Source organism: Streptococcus sp. 27098_8_186, from assembly GCF_041432055.1.
Classification (GTDB): Bacteria; Bacillota; Bacilli; order Lactobacillales; family Streptococcaceae; genus Streptococcus; species Streptococcus dentalis.
The window spans coordinates 19,220-36,315 of record NZ_JAPVYV010000014.1 but is presented as its reverse complement, the minus strand read 5'-3'; the positions used below and the strand labels follow the sequence as shown (position 1 = coordinate 36,315).

General features: G+C 44.2%; 15 protein-coding genes. All 15 read right to left on the bottom strand.

The features are described from left to right. Nucleotides 1–20: 20 nt before the first annotated feature. Nucleotides 21–605 carry a DNA-directed RNA polymerase subunit delta gene (rpoE, locus tag O3602_RS09830; RefSeq protein ID WP_003010182.1) on the bottom strand — a complete coding sequence of 195 codons (585 nt, stop codon included), beginning with the start codon at nt 603–605 and terminating at the stop codon, nt 21–23. A 226-nt stretch (nt 606–831) separates the two neighbouring features. Further along, complete coding sequence (gene tig / locus O3602_RS09825; RefSeq protein ID WP_371611613.1) at nt 832–2,115, bottom strand: trigger factor; 1,284 nt, start codon at nt 2,113–2,115, stop codon at nt 832–834. A 128-nt stretch (nt 2,116–2,243) separates the two neighbouring features. Further along, nucleotides 2,244–2,807 carry a TIGR01440 family protein gene (locus tag O3602_RS09820; RefSeq protein ID WP_270300080.1) on the bottom strand — a complete coding sequence of 188 codons (564 nt, stop codon included), beginning with the start codon at nt 2,805–2,807 and terminating at the stop codon, nt 2,244–2,246. A gap of 3 nt (nt 2,808–2,810) precedes the next feature. Further along, nucleotides 2,811–3,281: an ECF transporter S component gene (locus tag O3602_RS09815; protein ID WP_151379270.1), complete on the bottom strand. Its 471-nt coding sequence runs from the start codon at nt 3,279–3,281 to the stop codon at nt 2,811–2,813. Continuing rightward, nucleotides 3,271–4,032, bottom strand: a complete 762-nt coding sequence (locus tag O3602_RS09810) for a bifunctional hydroxymethylpyrimidine kinase/phosphomethylpyrimidine kinase (protein WP_371611612.1) — start codon at nt 4,030–4,032, stop codon at nt 3,271–3,273. The genes O3602_RS09815 and O3602_RS09810 overlap by 11 nt, the downstream gene beginning before the upstream one ends. Then, nucleotides 4,025–4,771, bottom strand: coding sequence for a tRNA pseudouridine(38-40) synthase TruA (gene truA / locus O3602_RS09805; RefSeq protein WP_301354990.1), 747 nt, complete (start codon nt 4,769–4,771; stop codon nt 4,025–4,027). Before truA ends, O3602_RS09810 begins: the two co-directional genes overlap by 8 nt. A 289-nt stretch (nt 4,772–5,060) precedes the next feature. Next, nucleotides 5,061–8,588, bottom strand: a complete 3,528-nt coding sequence (locus O3602_RS09800; RefSeq protein WP_371611611.1) for a family 20 glycosylhydrolase — start codon at nt 8,586–8,588, stop codon at nt 5,061–5,063. A 161-nt stretch (nt 8,589–8,749) separates the two neighbouring features. Continuing rightward, nucleotides 8,750–9,883, bottom strand: coding sequence for a molecular chaperone DnaJ (dnaJ, locus tag O3602_RS09795; protein WP_003004734.1), 1,134 nt, complete (start codon nt 9,881–9,883; stop codon nt 8,750–8,752). A gap of 197 nt (nt 9,884–10,080) precedes the next feature. After that, nucleotides 10,081–10,713 carry a DJ-1/PfpI family protein gene (locus O3602_RS09790; RefSeq protein ID WP_151379267.1) on the bottom strand — a complete coding sequence of 211 codons (633 nt, stop codon included), beginning with the start codon at nt 10,711–10,713 and terminating at the stop codon, nt 10,081–10,083. 259 nt (nt 10,714–10,972) lie between these two features. Beyond that, entirely contained in the window at nt 10,973–12,796 is a 1,824-nt protein-coding gene (dnaK, locus tag O3602_RS09785; RefSeq protein ID WP_003014055.1) for a molecular chaperone DnaK, read from the bottom strand. A 244-nt stretch (nt 12,797–13,040) separates the two neighbouring features. Continuing rightward, the gene (grpE, locus tag O3602_RS09780; RefSeq protein ID WP_301355021.1) at nt 13,041–13,565 is read right to left on the bottom strand and encodes a nucleotide exchange factor GrpE; all 525 of its coding nucleotides are present in this window, start codon (nt 13,563–13,565) and stop codon (nt 13,041–13,043) included. A gap of 24 nt (nt 13,566–13,589) precedes the next feature. After that, nucleotides 13,590–14,624, bottom strand: a complete 1,035-nt coding sequence (hrcA, locus tag O3602_RS09775; protein WP_003004578.1) for a heat-inducible transcriptional repressor HrcA — start codon at nt 14,622–14,624, stop codon at nt 13,590–13,592. 168 nt (nt 14,625–14,792) lie between these two features. After that, a complete protein-coding gene (locus O3602_RS09770) occupies nt 14,793–15,566 on the bottom strand; it encodes a M15 family metallopeptidase (protein ID WP_037607303.1) in 774 nt (257 codons plus the stop codon). Then, a complete protein-coding gene (locus tag O3602_RS09765; RefSeq protein WP_371611610.1) occupies nt 15,556–16,257 on the bottom strand; it encodes a histidine phosphatase family protein in 702 nt (233 codons plus the stop codon). Before O3602_RS09765 ends, O3602_RS09770 begins: the two co-directional genes overlap by 11 nt. A gap of 123 nt (nt 16,258–16,380) precedes the next feature. Then, on the bottom strand, nt 16,381–17,070 hold the full coding sequence (locus tag O3602_RS09760; RefSeq protein WP_151191362.1) for a histidine phosphatase family protein: 690 nt from the start codon (nt 17,068–17,070) through the stop codon (nt 16,381–16,383). Nucleotides 17,071–17,096: the final 26 nt, after the last annotated feature.

Sequence of the window (17,096 nt, the reverse complement as noted above, 5' to 3'; positions counted from 1 at the left end):
TCCCAGCCTCTTCTTATGATTTATTCTTCTTCCTCGTCTTCAGAATCCTCTTCTTCGTCGTCTTCTTCGCTTAATTCAACTTCCTCACCCAAATCATCTGGTACGATTTCATTGATTTCAGCATCGTAAGCTTCGACTTCACTCTTTTCATCGTCTGGATTTTCTTCATCATATGAAAGAGCTGGATCTGCTTCGTAAACTTCTTCGTCTTCTGGATCATCGTCGTTGTAGTCGATCGCATCTTCGTCTCCATCCATGAAGGCATTGACACGTTTTTTCTTCCGTTTCTTAGGAGTTTCATCTTCATCTGTTTCTTCAAGAGCGATGATTTCTTCGTCAACTTCATCGATGGCATACCATGAACGAAGTCCCCATTTGTTATCTCCAAGTGGGATAAAGCTTCCATCTACATTCAATTCTGTGTAGAACAATGGAAGAGCTTCACGGATCTCGCTGTTTGATTTTTCAAGGTAATTTTGAATTTCATTTACAAGATCGCTAAAGTACATTTCATGGTCACGTCCGCGTAATTCCAAAATCGCACGCGCCACTTCAATCATAGAAAGTTCACTTTTTTCTTGTCCAGCAAATACTTCTAATTCCAAGGGTAAATCTCCTTATGTTTCATTTCCTAAATGGAGAAGGATCCGGTCTTCAACCTCATCCTATCCTCAATGATAGATTGAAAACTTCTCGTCACTAAATCTATCACGCATTTTATCGTTACACTCTATTGTACGATAAATTTCCCCTTTCGTCAAAGGAAAATTCCAGGATTCTCCATGAAATCAGAAAAAAGAAGAGCCTCACGGCTCTTCTTTTTAATCTCAATTATTTTACTTTTGCTGTGCTTGTGATCACGTTCACTGCTTTCTTCACTGTGATGTCATGTTTCAACATTTCTGGTGAAAGAAGGTTGCGAACTTGTTCAACTGGCATGTTGTAATCTGCTGCCAATTGTTCGATTTCAGCGTTGATTTCTTCTTCAGTTGCTTCGAAGCCTTCTGCTTTCGCTACTGCTTCAACCACAAGGTTTGTCTTCGTACGGCTTTCAGCTTCTGCTTCGTATTGTTTGTGAAGATCTTCTTGAGTTGTTCCAGTGATTTGGAAGTACATTTCAGGTGAGATACCTTGACGTTGCATGTTTCCAAGGAACTCGTTGATTGAACGGTGTACTTCTTCGTGGATCATTTCTTCTGGAAGGTCAACGATTTCAGCGTTTTCAACGGCAAGATCGATTGCTGCTGCTTCTACTGCATCGTTGTATGCTTCTTCTTTAGCTGCTGCCAATTCTTTGAGGTATTTTTCTTTCAATTCGTCAAGAGTTTCAACTTCTTCGTCGATGTCTTTTGCCAATTCATCGTCAAGAGCTGGTACTTCTTTTGCTTTTACTTCGTGGATAGTTGTCACGAATTTCGCTTCTTTACCTGCAAGGTCAGCTGCTTGGTAGTCTTCTGGGAAGGTTACGATCACATCAACTGTTTCACCAGCAGAGTGTCCAACCAATTGGTCTTCGAAACCTGGGATGAATTGACCTGAACCAAGTCCAAGTGAGAAGTTGTCACCTTTACCACCGTCGAATTCAACACCGTCGATAGAACCAACGAAGTCGATCACAACTGTGTCACCTTCTGCTGCAGCACCTTCTTTAACAACCAATTCAGCCAAGTTGTTACGTTCGCGTTCGATACGAGCATCCACATCCGCGTCTGTTACTTCTTTAGAAACTTCTACTGATACTTCAAGGTCTTTGTAAGCACCCAATTTTACTTCAGGTTTTGTGACAACAGCTGCTGTCAATGTCCAGTCTTGACCTTTTTCCATAGATACAACATCGAAAGTTGGTTGTGCAACAACTTCGATTCCAGCTTCTTTAACAGCTGCTTCGTATGCTGCTGGAAGAAGATCGTTCAAAGCATCTTGGTAAAGAGCTTCTTCACCAAAACGTTGGTTGAAGATTGGACGTGGAATATGACCTTTACGGAATCCAGGTACGTTCAAAGTTTTCTTAACTGACTCAAACACACGGTCCAAAGCAGGTTTGATTTGCTCTTGGCTGATTGTGAAAGTCAATACACCGTGGTTAGTTTCTTTGTTTTCAAATGATACAGACATTCTGTCTCTCCTTAAAATAATATAGTCATTCCTTATAATTTTACCACAAAACTTTGAAATTGCAAGTTTTAAAACGTTTTTGCCTCTCTTTTCATCCAAAAAAACTAGCCCTTAAAAGCTAGTTCTGATTATGATTTTCGGATGGGATCATCGAGGTAGAGAGCACGGGCACCGCCGATCAATTTTGGCCGACTGGCGAGGGCTGTGACATGGGCTCCACCTAGTTCACGCAAGATAGGGCGAATTGGAACTTGCACGTGTTTGACATGCATCCCTACTGAGGTATCTCCGATGTCTAACCCTGCTTGAGCTTTGATGAATTCCACTTCAACAGGATCCTTAAAATACTTGAAAGCTGCGAGTTGTCCGGCCCCTCCTGCATGGAGACTCGGAAGGACATTGACGATTTCTAACTCCTTCTTGTCCGCCAATTCTCTTTCGACCACCAAGGCGCGATTGAGATGCTCACATCCTTGTACCGCCAGATAAATGCCTCTTGGATTCAACTCATCTAGCAAGGTCTGGACAATAGCTTCAGCAATGTCGATATTGGAGGCCTTTCCTATTCGCCCTCCTGCAACTTCACTTGAAGACATCCCGAGGACTAGAATCTGTCCTTGGCGGAGACGGCTTTTTTCCAAGACATCTACCAGGATTTCTTTTGTATCCTTCTTCAGTTGCTCCAGATCCATGAATTAGCTTCCTTTCTTTTGAAATGCATAATAGACCACATAGCCTAAAGCCATTCCAACAAAATTCTGAGCGAGGTTATTCGGAATGTCCGAGATAGCAGCACCCCAGCCATTGCCTAAAAAGAGGGCAGAAGCTAGTGCGTAACCACCTACCATCACAACTGTCGCAAGGAGCAAGCCTAGGTAACGAACTTTGCCCTTGAAGCCAGCGAAATAGCCTTGTCCCCCGTGAAAGAGGAGGCTAAAGAACATCCACTGAGGATAGCCTGAAATCAGGTCAAGTAGGAAGGCTCCGACACCACCTACAATAGCACCTTCCTTGCGCCCAAAATAGAAGGCTGTGAAATACACTCCAAGATCTAGCAGGGTGACGATCCCTGTAGGAGTTGGAAGTTTGGTATAGTAGCCAAGTACAACTGTCAAGGCTGTCAAAATGGAAAGGCGGGCAATGAGTTGAGTTCGATTAGATGTCATATTGTACTACTCCATACTGGTCTGAATGTTGAATAGCTTGGAAAACAAAGTCTTTAGAGGCTTTAACAGCTTCAAGTGGAGATTTCCCTTGCACCAACTGGCTGGAAATGCTAGACGCAAAGGTACAACCAGCTCCTGTATTGTTCTTTTCTAAGACCGGCTCTTCAATGACGGTGAAGTCTGTCCCATCATAAAAGACATCGATGGCCTTTTCTTTATTGAGACGATTGCCCCCTTTGACCACGACAGTCGCTGCTCCTAATTCGTGGAGCTTGCGCGCTGCCGCCTTCATATCGTCGAGCGATTGAATCTTGCTTTGGGTCAAGATCTCAGCTTCTGGTAAGTTTGGCGTAATGATCGTCACATAAGGGAAGAACTTAATCAATTCGTCTCGAAGAGCTGAAACTTCTACATCATGGCTTTCCTTGCAGACCAAGACAGGATCTAGTACCACAGGGATCTCCGTATGGGCTTTGACATAGTCCAAGGCTAAGTCTGCCACTTCAACATTTGGCAAAAGACCGAGTTTAATAGCAGAAAAAGGAACATCCTTGAGAGAGTTGAGCTGTTGAACAAAGGTCGTCGGATCCACCGGAATCACTTCAAAACCGTGCTCCGTCATAGCCGTCAAACAAGTCACCGCTACAAAACCATGCTGTTTGTTAGTCGTATAAGTTACAAGGTCTGCGTAAAGACCTCCCCCACTAAAAATATCATTTCCTGAAATAGCTAGAATCAATTCATTACTCATAACGGATCTCCTTTAAATATAAGCCATTTGGCGCTGCTGTAGGACCTGCTAGATTGCGGTCCTTCTTTTCTAAAATCAGATCGATCTGCTCGATCGGCATCCGATCATTTCCAATCTTCAACAAAGTTCCCACCATATTGCGGATTTGCTTGTAGAGAAAGCCATTGCCCGAAAAGGTAAAGACAAGGCGATGATGTTCTGCATCCTCGACCAAGCGAGCCTCTGTAATCGTACGAACCTTATCTTCCACACTGGTTCCTGAAGCTGTGAAACCGGTGAAATCATGGGTTCCCTCCAACTTTTGGATGGCTGCTTGCATCTTTTCCACATCCAAAGGATAAGGATAGTGGGTGGCATAGTGGCGCATCATGGGGTTCTTGGGACGACCATAATCCACAATAAATTCATAGGTCTTGCTGTGCTTCTTGTAGCGTGAGTGAAAGTCATCTGCTACTTGCTCTACTCGGATGAAATCAATATCCTCTGGGGTTTGGGTATCGAGGGCAAAGCGGAGCTTTTCCTCGTCCCGCGCTTGGGGGAGATCAAAATGAATCACCTGGCCAAGAGCATGGACACCGGAATCCGTTCGCCCCGCTCCATGAACGGTAACAGGACTTCCTTGATTGAGGCGCGTCAAGGTCTTCTCGATTTCCTCTTGCACACTACGGGCATGCGGTTGGCGTTGAAACCCTGCAAACAAGGTCCCGTCATATGAAATGGTTGCTTTGTATCGTGTCATGGTTTTATTTTAGCAGGATATAGAAGGGGTTACAAGAGTGAAAAAATCAAACTGTCCGGGTACAGTTTTACGAGCAAAAAAAGAGGCTGGGACAAAAGTCCTAGCCTCTCAATTATTTTTGGATTGTCGAGCAAGACGCAGTGGTTGAGTGGGCTCTACTACGCTGATTTCATCAGCTTTTACAGCCCTACTCAACTGTGCGGAGGTGGGACGACGAAATCGAATTCTAACGAATTACCGATTGCTGTCCCACTCTCCTAACTTCGACCTGTTACAAATCTACTAGGTCTTAGTCTCTTTTTTTATTTTTCAAGTCCATTCCTGCTGCTCCTAAGATCGCTCCTAGTAAAGAGAGCCCCAGAGCAGATTCCACTCCTGTTTCTGGAAGTTGCTTGTTAGAAGATACTGCTTCTGAACGAACCGTTTCTTCCACAGCTGCTGGAATTGGCGTTGGGGTATTTTCTGGTGCTACTGGCTGATTCTTCGAGATCACTTGAGGTGTTGAAGGATCTGAAACCATTTTGTTTACAAGCACGTCTGGTTTCACTGGTGCTTCTACTGAAGGGCTTGTTGGGATCACGACTTCTTTGGTACCGACTTCAACAATTTCTGCAACCGGCTCAGTGGCAACTTCTGTAGCAATCACTTTTCGACTTTGATCAAGCGCTGAAACCTCTACATACTCAAGACCTTGCCCTTTAACCCCAGCCTGGATCACTCTGCGTTCTCCTTTAGCGAGATCTGGATTGGTCCGTTCCACAAGGTCAAAATCAAGTTCTTTTTCTACGATTTCAAGACTTGGTTTGTCTTCCACTAGGGCTTTGACGTCATTTTCAGCCAAGCTACCTACTTGCGTAATTGGCTTGAGCCCCGCAAGGGCTTGAGTCAGAGCAGCCACTTCTTGATCCACCTGATCTTGATGAGCACGGCTCACATTCCAATTCAAGCTATCTAAGACTTTCGCAAGGGCTGCGCGCGATTCTGGTGTGTAAATGGCTAGATCTGTTGGTACCGTAGCAACTGCTTTTCTAAGAGCAGTGAAGTCCGCCTTGAAATAGTCCTGGTTGTGGTTAGCAAAAGCTTCCATGACCTGGAAGACTTCTTCTTCCTTGTATTCATTGGCCGGCTCATCAGCCCAAATTCCCAACATACTTCCGGATGTCGGTAATTTGACATCAGGGTACTTGGTTGAAGCTAACTGTTCAAACGGAACAGTTTCTGTATTTTGAATAGCTTTTTCGAGCGGATAACTTTGGTCACCTTTGTGGCCCAAAACATAGTACCAGTCCCCGTTGGTATTAAGGAATTTATACCCCTTATCTGCCAAATACTGTGGAGATGCAAGGTTATAGCCCCACCATCCTTTAGACCAGTATGAAATCAAGACGTCCTTGTCAAAGGCAACATCATCTTCATCTCCATAATAGAAGCCATCGTTAAAGGCCATTGGCTGCAAGCCTTTTTCACGCGCCATAGCAGCAAGACTATTGGAATACTCCGCAAATTTACCATAGAGGTCATACCACTTGAGGTAGTACCAGCCTTGCGCACTGGTAGCGTCATTGGCATATTCATCTGTTCCGTAGTTAAAGATCTTAGATTTGTCTTTGAAGTAGTCCATATACTTGCCAATCAAGGCTTTGGTAAAGTTGACTGCTGCTTCATTGGTCAAATCCATGGTTGTTTTTGAAACCGTATCAAAGCTGGCTTGTGGATTTTCAATGCCCAATTTTTCCATGGCAACCAACAAAGCATCCATGTGGCCAGGACTATTGACAGCCGCAATCAAGCCGATTCCTTTCGCAGTAGCATAATCATGGAGCTCATCCATTTCCGCTTGGGTCAAGGCTTGGCCATTTGGATCATCGTAATAGGCCTTGGTGCCTTCTAAAATAGCCTTTTTCACATCATCACTGGCATAGGTTTTGCCATTGGCTTCCACCGTCATATCATCGAGGACGAAGCGCATGCCATCGTTTCCGACCAGGAGGTGCAAGTCAGAATAACCCAACTCACTGGCCTTATCTACGATCCGTTTCAACTGCTCCAGTGAGAAGTATTTGCGGCCTGCATCGATCGAGATGACCCTCTTCATGGCAAGTTTTTCTTCCGCTTCTTTTGCTGCAACTTCTTTCGCGTAGCTTTCTGTATACACCAAAGCATCTTGAGCTGCTTTGAGATTGTCGATCAAGGTTTTGGCCTCTGCTCGAGTGGTGTTTGCTCCTGCCCCTTCTAAAGCTTTTTTAGCTGCCGTAAAGGCTACTAGAGATTCCGGAGTATAGTGGTCCAAATCAGTTGGAGCTTCTGAAAGAGCTTTTTCGACGACTTCAGTATCTGCTACAAAGTAGTCCGCATTCTTGTCCGCGAAAGCATGCATGAGCTTAAAGAGAAGGTCTTTTTTGTAGGTTGCAGATGGCGTATCTGCCCAGGCAGCTACCATCCCACCGATGAAGGGCACCTTAGCCCCATCATTTTTTTGAACCACATCAATCGCTGACTTGGAAATTCCTTCGAGACCTTGATCGAGGTTGTACCAACCAGATCCAGCCTTGTCCCGTCCAAGCACATAATACCATGCATCATTGGTATTAAGAATCTGATGACCTAGTTCAGACAAGAGTTTTGAAGATGCGACATCATAGCCGTTCCAGCCACCTGTCCAGTAGGAGACAATGATATCCTTGTCAAAAGTACCATAGGAAGTATCGCCATTGTAGTAGATTCCATCATTGAAGGCCATTGGTTTCATCTTGTGTTTTTTCACAATAGCTGCTAGATCATTAGCATATTGGATGAATTTTTCATAGCCTTTTTCTGGATAGCCTTCACCTGGCCAATGCTTGCTGGCTTGGAGAACCTGCCAACCATGGGCATCTGTGGCATCGTTGGCATATTCATCCAAACCGATGTTAAAAATGTCTGCCTTGCCGCTGAAATAAGCCGCATACTTGTCTACCAAAGCCTTGGTAAAGTCTAAGGCTTTTTGGTTGTCCAAATCGACTGTCCGTGCTGATTTTTTAGTGCCAAAGTAATTAAAGTGAGGGTTTTCGATACCCAATTGTTCCATGGCTGTCAGAATCGCATCCATGTGACCTGGACTATTAATGGTTGGGATGACGCCTACTTTCTTCGATTTGGCGTAGGCCAAAATATCATCCATTTGAGCCTGGGTCAAGGCTGTCCCGTTCGGATCATCGTAATAAGCCTTCGTCCCTTTTTCAACCGCATCTGTCACGGCTTGGCTAGAATAAGAAGTATCTCCCACTTTCAAAGACATGTCATCCAGCACAAAGCGCAAACCATCATTTCCAACTAGAAGATGCAAGTCTGTATAACCCGTCTTACTTGCTTCATCAATGATTTCCTTGATTTGGTCTGGTGAGAAGTACTTGCGACCGGCATCAATCGAAACCATCTTTTTCTTGGCTAATTTTTCTTCTTGGTCAGGATCTTTAGCAGGCGTTTCCGTCGCTAGTTGAGCTGCCACATCCGACTCTGCGACCGAGCTCGCTCCTTCGTGAATCAAACGGTCAAGATCTGATTCCCGCAATTCACGATCAGGCAGTGTCGGTTGACTATGATCGACGATTGGGGCAGGAGCCGTTGGTTTTTCTACTGTTGGCTGAGAAGCTTCCTCATTAAGGGAAATAGTTGACTCACCCTCGTTTGGCTGAGTTGGAACTGTCGTTGAAGGGCTGTCTGTAGCCGTTGGCGTATCAGCTGCTACAACATTCGCGCCAGCAAAAAATCCTATGAGCACCGAAGCAGCTCCTACTGCATACTTGCGAATCGCATAACGTGGTTGATGTGATTTCATCAGGACCTCCTAAATTGTCATTGTAATCGTTTTCTTAAATTTACCACGATATCTTAATAAATTCAATGAGGCTTCTCATTATTCTTTAATTAGGAGAGGAAGTCCTTGGATTCGATCCAAAATAAAACGAGCTCCTTACTCAAAAGGAAACTCGTTCATTTTTATAAATCATCTAAAGCATCTTTGACCTTGTCAAAGAACCCTTTTTTCTTTGGGTTGACCTTCAAATCACTTGCTTCCGCAAAGGCTTGAAGGGCTTCTTTTTGCTTATCATTTAAACCAGTTGGGGTGACGACATTGACAGAAACATATTGATCTCCCATGGCACCACCACGTAAGCTTGGAGCCCCTTTTCCACGGAGTCGGAATTTCTTACCGGTTTGGGTTCCTTCAGGAATGACCAAATCGACATCTCCATGAACAGTTGGCACATGGACCGTATCTCCAAGAGCTGCTTGGACAAAGTTCAAATCTAACTTATAGTAGATGGTTGAGCCATCTCGTTCAAAGCGATCGCTCGGCTCAACATTGACAACAACATACAAGTCCCCGTATGGTCCACCGTTAAAGCCAGCTTCTCCTTGACCAGCTAAGCGGATTTGTTGACCCGTTTCAACTCCGGCAGGAATCTTGACATTCACGCTATGAGCTTGTTTTTCATGACCTGTTCCACGACAAGTCGTACATGGATCTTTGATTTCTTGACCACGGCCATGACAGACATCACAGGTCACTTGACGGCGCATCATCCCAAGAGGGGTCTGCGTATCCACATTGATGACTCCAGAACCATGACAGCGTCCACAGGTCACCGGACTAGTCCCTGGCTTAGCCCCAGAACCATGACAGGTATGACAGCTAGCTTCCCGATGGTACTTGACTTCTTTTTCTGCACCAAAAATCGCTTCTTCAAACTTGAGATTGACGCGGTATTGGAGGTCATCCCCTTGACGAGGTGCATTCGGATTACGACTTGCACCACCACCAAAGAAACTAGAGAAGATATCTTCAAAGCCACCAAAACCAGCACCATCAAAGCCACCAAAACCACCTGCTCCGCCACCGAAGCCACCATTGGCACCCGCAGCACCATATTGGTCATAAGCAGCCCGTTTTTGCTCGTCACTCAAAGTCTCATAAGCTTCTTGAACTTCCTTGTACTTTTCCTCAGCACCAGGCTCCTTGTTGATATCTGGGTGATATTTTTTAGATAATTTCCGATAGGCTTTCTTGATCTCATCTTGAGATGCATTCTTTGAAACGCCCAAACGGTCATAAAATTCAGTATTGTTCATTTAAGATACCAAGACCGTAAAATTCGACTGAAAAATAGGAAATCTGGCGCCGGAGCGATGCTCCTAGACAGATTTATCTTTTTTCCGAGAATTTAGGTCGGGTTCAGTTCCTTTCTTTTATATTGAATTAGAAACTTTGGAACCCGTGTTCAGTTACGAACACTCTTTGTTCCTTTCTATAATTTTCATGTAAATCTTTAGAGGGTGTTTTCTATACTTCGCTTCACTTGATCAAACTCTTTGTCCGATAGAGTAAATATCAAATCCTCTTCAGCGTACTCGTTCTGTTTCTTAAAATAGTTGTCCGTATTCTCTGCCAACCCTAAACTTAGAATCACTCTTCTTGCAAACTCTTGATGGGCAAAACCGATAGCTGTAATGATCTGTTTATCTTGCACAACCAGTTTTGGTTGGAAATTTTCACGTGAAAGAAACTCAAAATAGTCAAAGAAGTTTTGCCAAATTCCACCTGTAAATTTCGTGTCCTTCAACAGACCTGCTTTCGCTAATAAAAGAGGCGCTGAAGAAATGGCTGCAATGAGGATATCTTGCTCACCAAGGTCCCTCAAGAACGAAATCAATTTCCCATCCTGTAGGGCAGGTCCTGTGTTGACCATTCCTGGCAAAATCACGCAAGAATACTCTTCAATACGGATTTGATCTAGTGTTTTCGTTGGTTGACAGGGTAAGCCATCCTCAGAGATCACCATCGAATGATCTGAAGCAACATAATCAATCGTAACATCAAAAGACAGAGCTAAAGTACTCGTTAAAGCAGTTATCTCATAAAGAGAAAAATTAGGATAAATGATACAAAGTACTTTTTTCATAGGCAACATCCTCTATTTTACCGAAAAACAGAGGCTGGGTTGCAACCTCTGGATTTCTTTTTATCATTTACTAGTTAGACTGAATTGAGTTTCGGCTAAAACTGAGCACGCCCTAACCTCTTGGCGAAAAAGAGACGTAGCTGTTTTCGCTTTAGCGAATTACAGATATGGCTACCTTTAGGTATAAATCTTCCTAGAAACTAGAGTTTCTGCGTCAGATTTCCTATTTTCACTGTGAGGTTTTAACGGGCTTTGCATCTTATTTTTCCGTAAACTCTCCGTCTACGACATCATCGCCTGCGTTTCCTGATGCTTGTGCGCCTTCTGCTCCTGCTTGGGCTTGTTGCGCTGCTGCAGCTTGTTCGTAGAGCTTAACAGCCAATGCTTGTGCTTTTTCGTTCAAGGCTTCAAGTTTTGCTTTCATTTCTTCAAGGTTACCTGATTCTTGAGCTTTCTTAAGATCATCAAGTCCTGCTTGAGCTGCGTCACGTTCTGCATCAAAGCCTTTGCCTTCAGTTTCTTTGATGGTTTTTTCAGTCGCAAAGATAGCTTGGTCTACTTCGTTACGAAGGTCAACTTCTTCTTTACGTTTCTTATCTGCTTCAGCGTTTGCTTCTGCATCTTTCATCATGCGATCGATTTCTTCGTCTGTCAAACCTGAGTTTGATTGGATAACAATTGTTTGTTCTTTTTGAGTTCCAAGATCTTTCGCTTTAACAGATACGATACCGTTCTTGTCGATGTCGAATGTTACTTCGATTTGTGGGATACCACGAGGTGCAGCTGGGATATCTGTCAATTGGAAGCGTCCAAGAGTCTTGTTATCTGCTGCCATAGGGCGTTCCCCTTGAAGAACATGGATATCAACGGCTGGTTGGTTGTCTGCTGCAGTTGAGAAGACTTGTGATTTAGATGTTGGAATCGTAGTGTTGCGGTCGATCAATTTTGTGAAGACACCACCCATTGTTTCGATACCAAGTGACAATGGAGTTACGTCAAGAAGGACAACGTCTTTCACATCACCAGTGATCACACCACCTTGGATCGCAGCACCCATGGCCACTACTTCGTCAGGGTTGACTGATTTGTTTGGTTCTTTACCAGTTTCAGCTTTAACTGCTTCAACAACGGCAGGAATACGAGTTGAACCACCGACAAGGATGACTTCGTCGATATCTGACAAGCTCAAACCTGCATCTGAAAGGGCTTGGCGAACTGGAGTTTTCGTACGTTCTACAAGGTCACGAGTCAAATCGTCGAATTTCGCACGAGTCAAGGTCATTTCCAAGTGAAGAGGTCCAGCAGCTCCTGCAGTGATGAATGGCAAGCTGATTTGTGTTGAAGTCACACCAGAAAGGTCTTTCTTCGCTTTTTCAGCTGCGTCTTTCAAACGTTGAAGCGCCATCTTGTCTGTTGACAAGTCGATACCATTTTCTTTCTTGAATTCTTCAACCATGTAGTCAATGATTTTTTGGTCAAAGTCGTCACCACCGAGTTTATTATCCCCTGCAGTTGCCAATACATCAAAGACACCATCACCCAATTCAAGGATAGATACGTCGAATGTACCACCACCAAGGTCGAATACCAAGATTTTTTCTTCTTTGTCAGTCTTATCCAAACCATAAGCAAGAGCTGCTGCTGTTGGTTCGTTGACGATACGTTCTACTTCAAGACCAGCGATTTTACCAGCGTCTTTAGTTGCTTGACGTTGTGCATCGTTGAAGTAAGCTGGAACTGTGATAACAGCTTTGGTTACTTTTTCACCAAGATAATCTTCAGCATAACCTTTCAAGTATTGAAGAATCATAGCTGAGATTTCTTGTGGTGTGTATTCTTTACCGTTTGCAGAAACTTTTTCAGAAGTCCCCATCTTAGATTTGATAGAGATGATGGTATCTGGGTTTGTGACTGCTTGACGTTTTGCAGCGTCACCAACGATGATTTCACCGTTTTTGAATGACACAACAGATGGAGTTGTGCGGTTACCTTCTGGGTTTGCGATAATTTTTGATTCAGTTCCTTCAAGAACTGCTACTGCTGAGTTTGTTGTACCTAAGTCAATACCGATAATTTTAGACATATGTTTTTCTCCTCGTTGTTTTTTCTCTTTTTTTCTTTTTGATATTTCCCTTAAGTGGTGGGGACGTGAGCAACTCCCTTCGGGATTTCATCACTTATTTTTGAGCCTACTGTCTCAAAAATCCCCTATTTCAGTAGCACAAGCTACTGAAACTTTCACCACGGCGGGAAATATCTTCCTTGCAAGCCTCCGGCTTGCGTCTTATCTTTCTTTCATAGTTTAGTGTCGTTTCGGACAAGGCAGACTAGTTATAAACCACTACCATGGCTGGGCGCAGGATGCGGTCATGGAGTTTGTAGCCTTTTTGGAAGACTTGTGCGATGGTGTCTGCTGGATGTTCATCATCTGCAGGTAAGGTTTGGATGGCCATGTGGTAGTTATGGTCAAAGGCTCCGTCCGCTGGAATTTCTTCGATTCCTTCTTCTTTCAGAGCATGTACCAAACTTTCTTGGACCATTTCCAAGCCCTTCTTCACATCATCTGTCAATCCTTCGACAGCAAGGGCACGTTCGAGGTTGTCCAGTGATGGTAAGATCGCTTTTGCCAAATCTTGGCTACGGTATTTTTGTAATTGTTGACGTTCTTCATTGGCACGGCGCTGAATGTTTTGCATCTCTGCATGAGCACGAAGGTACTTGTTTTCAAATTCCTCGGCACGCGCTTGTGCTTCTTCTAACTCAGAAGGTTGGTTGCTTTCCTCTACAACTTCTTCGGTTGTTTGGGCAACTTCCTCTTCTTTCACGTCTTCTTTTTTAATATCTTCTGTCAAGGCATACACCCCTTTCATTTGGTCTTAATTTACTTCATAATGGTTGCTGTTGAGGTAACGGTAGTAGTCCGTCAACTTCATAACCAGTACCCGTCCGATGACATTGACCAGGCTAATCACACGCCTGTAATCCATCTCTACGGGACCGATCACATGCATGAGGGCCATCCCACGATAAGGAACCAAGAACTTGTGGCTAATCACCGTCACATTCTTCAAGGCCTTCTCTTGAGATTCTGCAACCAGGATCTGTGTCATTTGGTCTTCTGGCATTCCCCCTCGTAACTCCAAGGCTACATGTTGGGGATTATCTAAGAACTGATAGGTCTGAAGATCGGCGTAGGTTAATGATGAAACCTTTCCTTCTACAAAGACCAGTTCTTGAAACAGTTGCGAGAAGACGTAATCAAAGAGATCCAGCACATTGTCTGTCGTCTTGAAATAGCGCTGTACAATCTGTGGAATCTCTGTCCGCAGGCGGTAGTGAATATCCAAGACTGTATTTCCAATGAAGCGTTCTTGAACCAGCTGATGGAAAATTTCCAAGTCACTGGTTAAGAAATTCTTTGGAATGGCAAACTGGACGGTGACAGGCTTTGATTCATCCAAGGTCAGAACCGCCAAGGCATCGTGGTTGGATAATGGAACAATCTCAAAACCCGTTAAGCGCTGACGTGTCGGTTCAACATCCTGAATCACTGCGGTGTAGCCCGTCATCTGGGCTAGTAACTTGGCTGTAGCATCCAAGATATCGTCTAACTTAAAGGCTTCGAAATCAAAGGCTTTCACCACCTGGTAGACATCTTGCTCATCAATCAACTCTAGATCAAGGGAGTTCTGAACAAAATATTGAAAACCAGCTCGACTAGGCATGCGGCCACTCGAAGTGTGGGCCTTTTCTAGTAAGCCTTGTTTTTCGAGAGCAGCCATGTCGTTTCGAATGGTCGCACTACTGGATTGAATCACATCTTGTAGCGCTTTTGAACCGACTGGTTCGTGGGTCTTGGTAAAGATATCGACAACAAGATTGAGAATCTCATTTTGACGTTCTGTAACCATGACCTCACCTCTCTTTCATTTTTTAGCACTCTAAACACTTAAGTGCTAAACCATGATTCTATTATACACCCATCCAAAAGAAAGTCAAGAGAAAAAACCAAAAAATTAGCACTCTTTTTTCAAGAGTGCTAAAAATCATTCTTAAGACCTAGAGAAGTGAATCTCCTCTTATTTGCCAGCTTTTTTCAATAGCTGAATATATTCTTCCAATACTAGCTGATGCTTAGCCATATACTGGGCATTTTCTACGCCAACATAACGGAAATGCCAATTCTCAAAATTCACACCCGTGATGTTGCTCTTCCCATCTGGGTAGCGAAGGACAAAGCCATATTGCGGTGCGATGGCAGCCAGCTGCATGCCCAACTCATCACTTTGACCAGCTTCGACACTCATATCGATCGCAAGCCCCGTCTGGTGTTCACTCGCACCAGGGACCTGCACCTGAGTCTGTACCTGCTTTTCAGCTTCTTCGTGCGAAAGACCGCTAGCCTCTAGTTGCGCAACACGTTCATTATAGAGCTCTGTTTGCTCGGCCACACTTCGATAGCCTGATATCAGGGTTTCTTCTGGGGCAATTTTTCGAGCCGCTTCTAAAAATTGACGAGTTGGTTCTACAATCCGACTATCCACTTTGATAGCATCCACATCTGTCAATTGTGGGTTCAGCTCAGGCTTCACATTGTCACGATTAACCAAGATCAACTGCCAGTCTTTGGTCGAAACGGCTGGTAAATCTGATTTTTCTTTCTTTTTCTTAGAAGAAGAGGGAGTCGTTACAGCTGTTTTTTTAGCCTTCCAAAACTGAAGCCCTGAAAACAAGCTTGGCTTCGCTAAGTAAGCACCAATTCCCGATCCAAGGACCACAAGAAGAAAGAAACTCAATAGGTAAGGCCACCATTTCTTACGTTTTTTTCTTGCGCGTCTATACTTATTCGTCATGGCCACCCTCTAGAAGTTTTGCTCCAACCTTACGATAGGACAGATCCCCAATCTTTTCAATACTGAAAGCACCATCTTCATAAGCCAAAACCGTCACACTTCCGTTGTCCAAGACCAATTCTTCAACTGCTTTTGGATCAATGAGATAAATCAAGGTCGTAATGGTCATACCATGGCTAACCACAATAGCATTGCCACCGCCAGCTGCTTCTACTTCTTTTGCGATAGCTTCAAATCCTTCTAGGATCCGGCCACTTAAGGCACTCCAGGATTCAGCCCATCCAGTGGTATCCACTTCGACGATCCCTTCTGCTAACTCCATCAGGCTCAACTGATGAAAATCATCAACCTTAAAGACACGGGGTAAAACCCCCATGAAGAGATCGCCATCATAAGCACCGTCAAAACTACCAAAACACCACTCGCGGATCCGTTTGTCATAACGATAAGGGATTTTCCCTGTCAGACCGAGTTCCTGGAGAATAATTCCCATGGTTTGAATGGTGCGTCCAGAATCACTCGAAACAGCCTCTTCAAAAGAAAGACCAGCTTCCTTGAGACCAAGACCTAATTCTCTAATTCCACGCTCTCCTGCTTCTGTCAGCGGAGTGTCTGACCAGCCCTGTGCCCGCCCAATGGTATTAAACATGGTTTTTCCATGACGAGCAATATATAATCTGGTTTTTGTCATTGTATTACCTCCGTATGTATCTCTTTCATTATATCATTTTTTGCAAAAAGAAAGTAGGAAAGCTCTTACAAGTTTTGAGAGAAAGAAAAGGCCATGACCAAAGGGTCAGCCTTTCAGGACGGACTAGGATTCTTGCAAGCTTTCACCGACCTCACGGTAACTGCTATCTCCAATCCCCTTAACCGTCAATACTCCATCTTCGTATTCTACAAGGGTAACACTACCGTTTGAAAGAGGCAGATTAAGATTTGGTTTTCCTTCGATCAAGCAGACCAGGGTCTGAATGGTCCAACTATGGCTGACCACCAAGGCATTGCCTCCACCATTTTCTTCTACTTCTTTGGCAATGGCTTCAAAACCTTCTAGGATTCGGTTTTTCAAGACTTCCCATGGTTCAGCCCAATTTGCTGTGTCCACTTGGCAAATTCCATTGGCCAAGTCTTCCAAGGTCAAAGTCTTATAGTCTTCTACATCCAGCACGCGTGGCACGACACCGTGAAAGAGTTCCCCACCGTAGGCCCCATCAAAGCTACCAAAACACCACTCGCGGATCCGTTTGTCAAAGCGATAAGGAATCTGGTCTTTCAAGCCCAATTCATCAAGAATGATCCCCATTGTCTGAATGGCACGGCCTGAATCGCTGGAATAAGCTCGAGTAAACTCCAAACCGGACTCACGCAAGCCGATTCCTAGAGCTTGAATCCCTCGTTCTCCTTCTGCTGTCAAGGGTGTATCGGACCAGCCTTGAGCACGGCCAATGGTATTAAACATGGTTCTCCCATGACGAATCACAAATAATCTTGTTTTAGCCATCTTGTCTCCTTTTGCAAGAAAAAAGT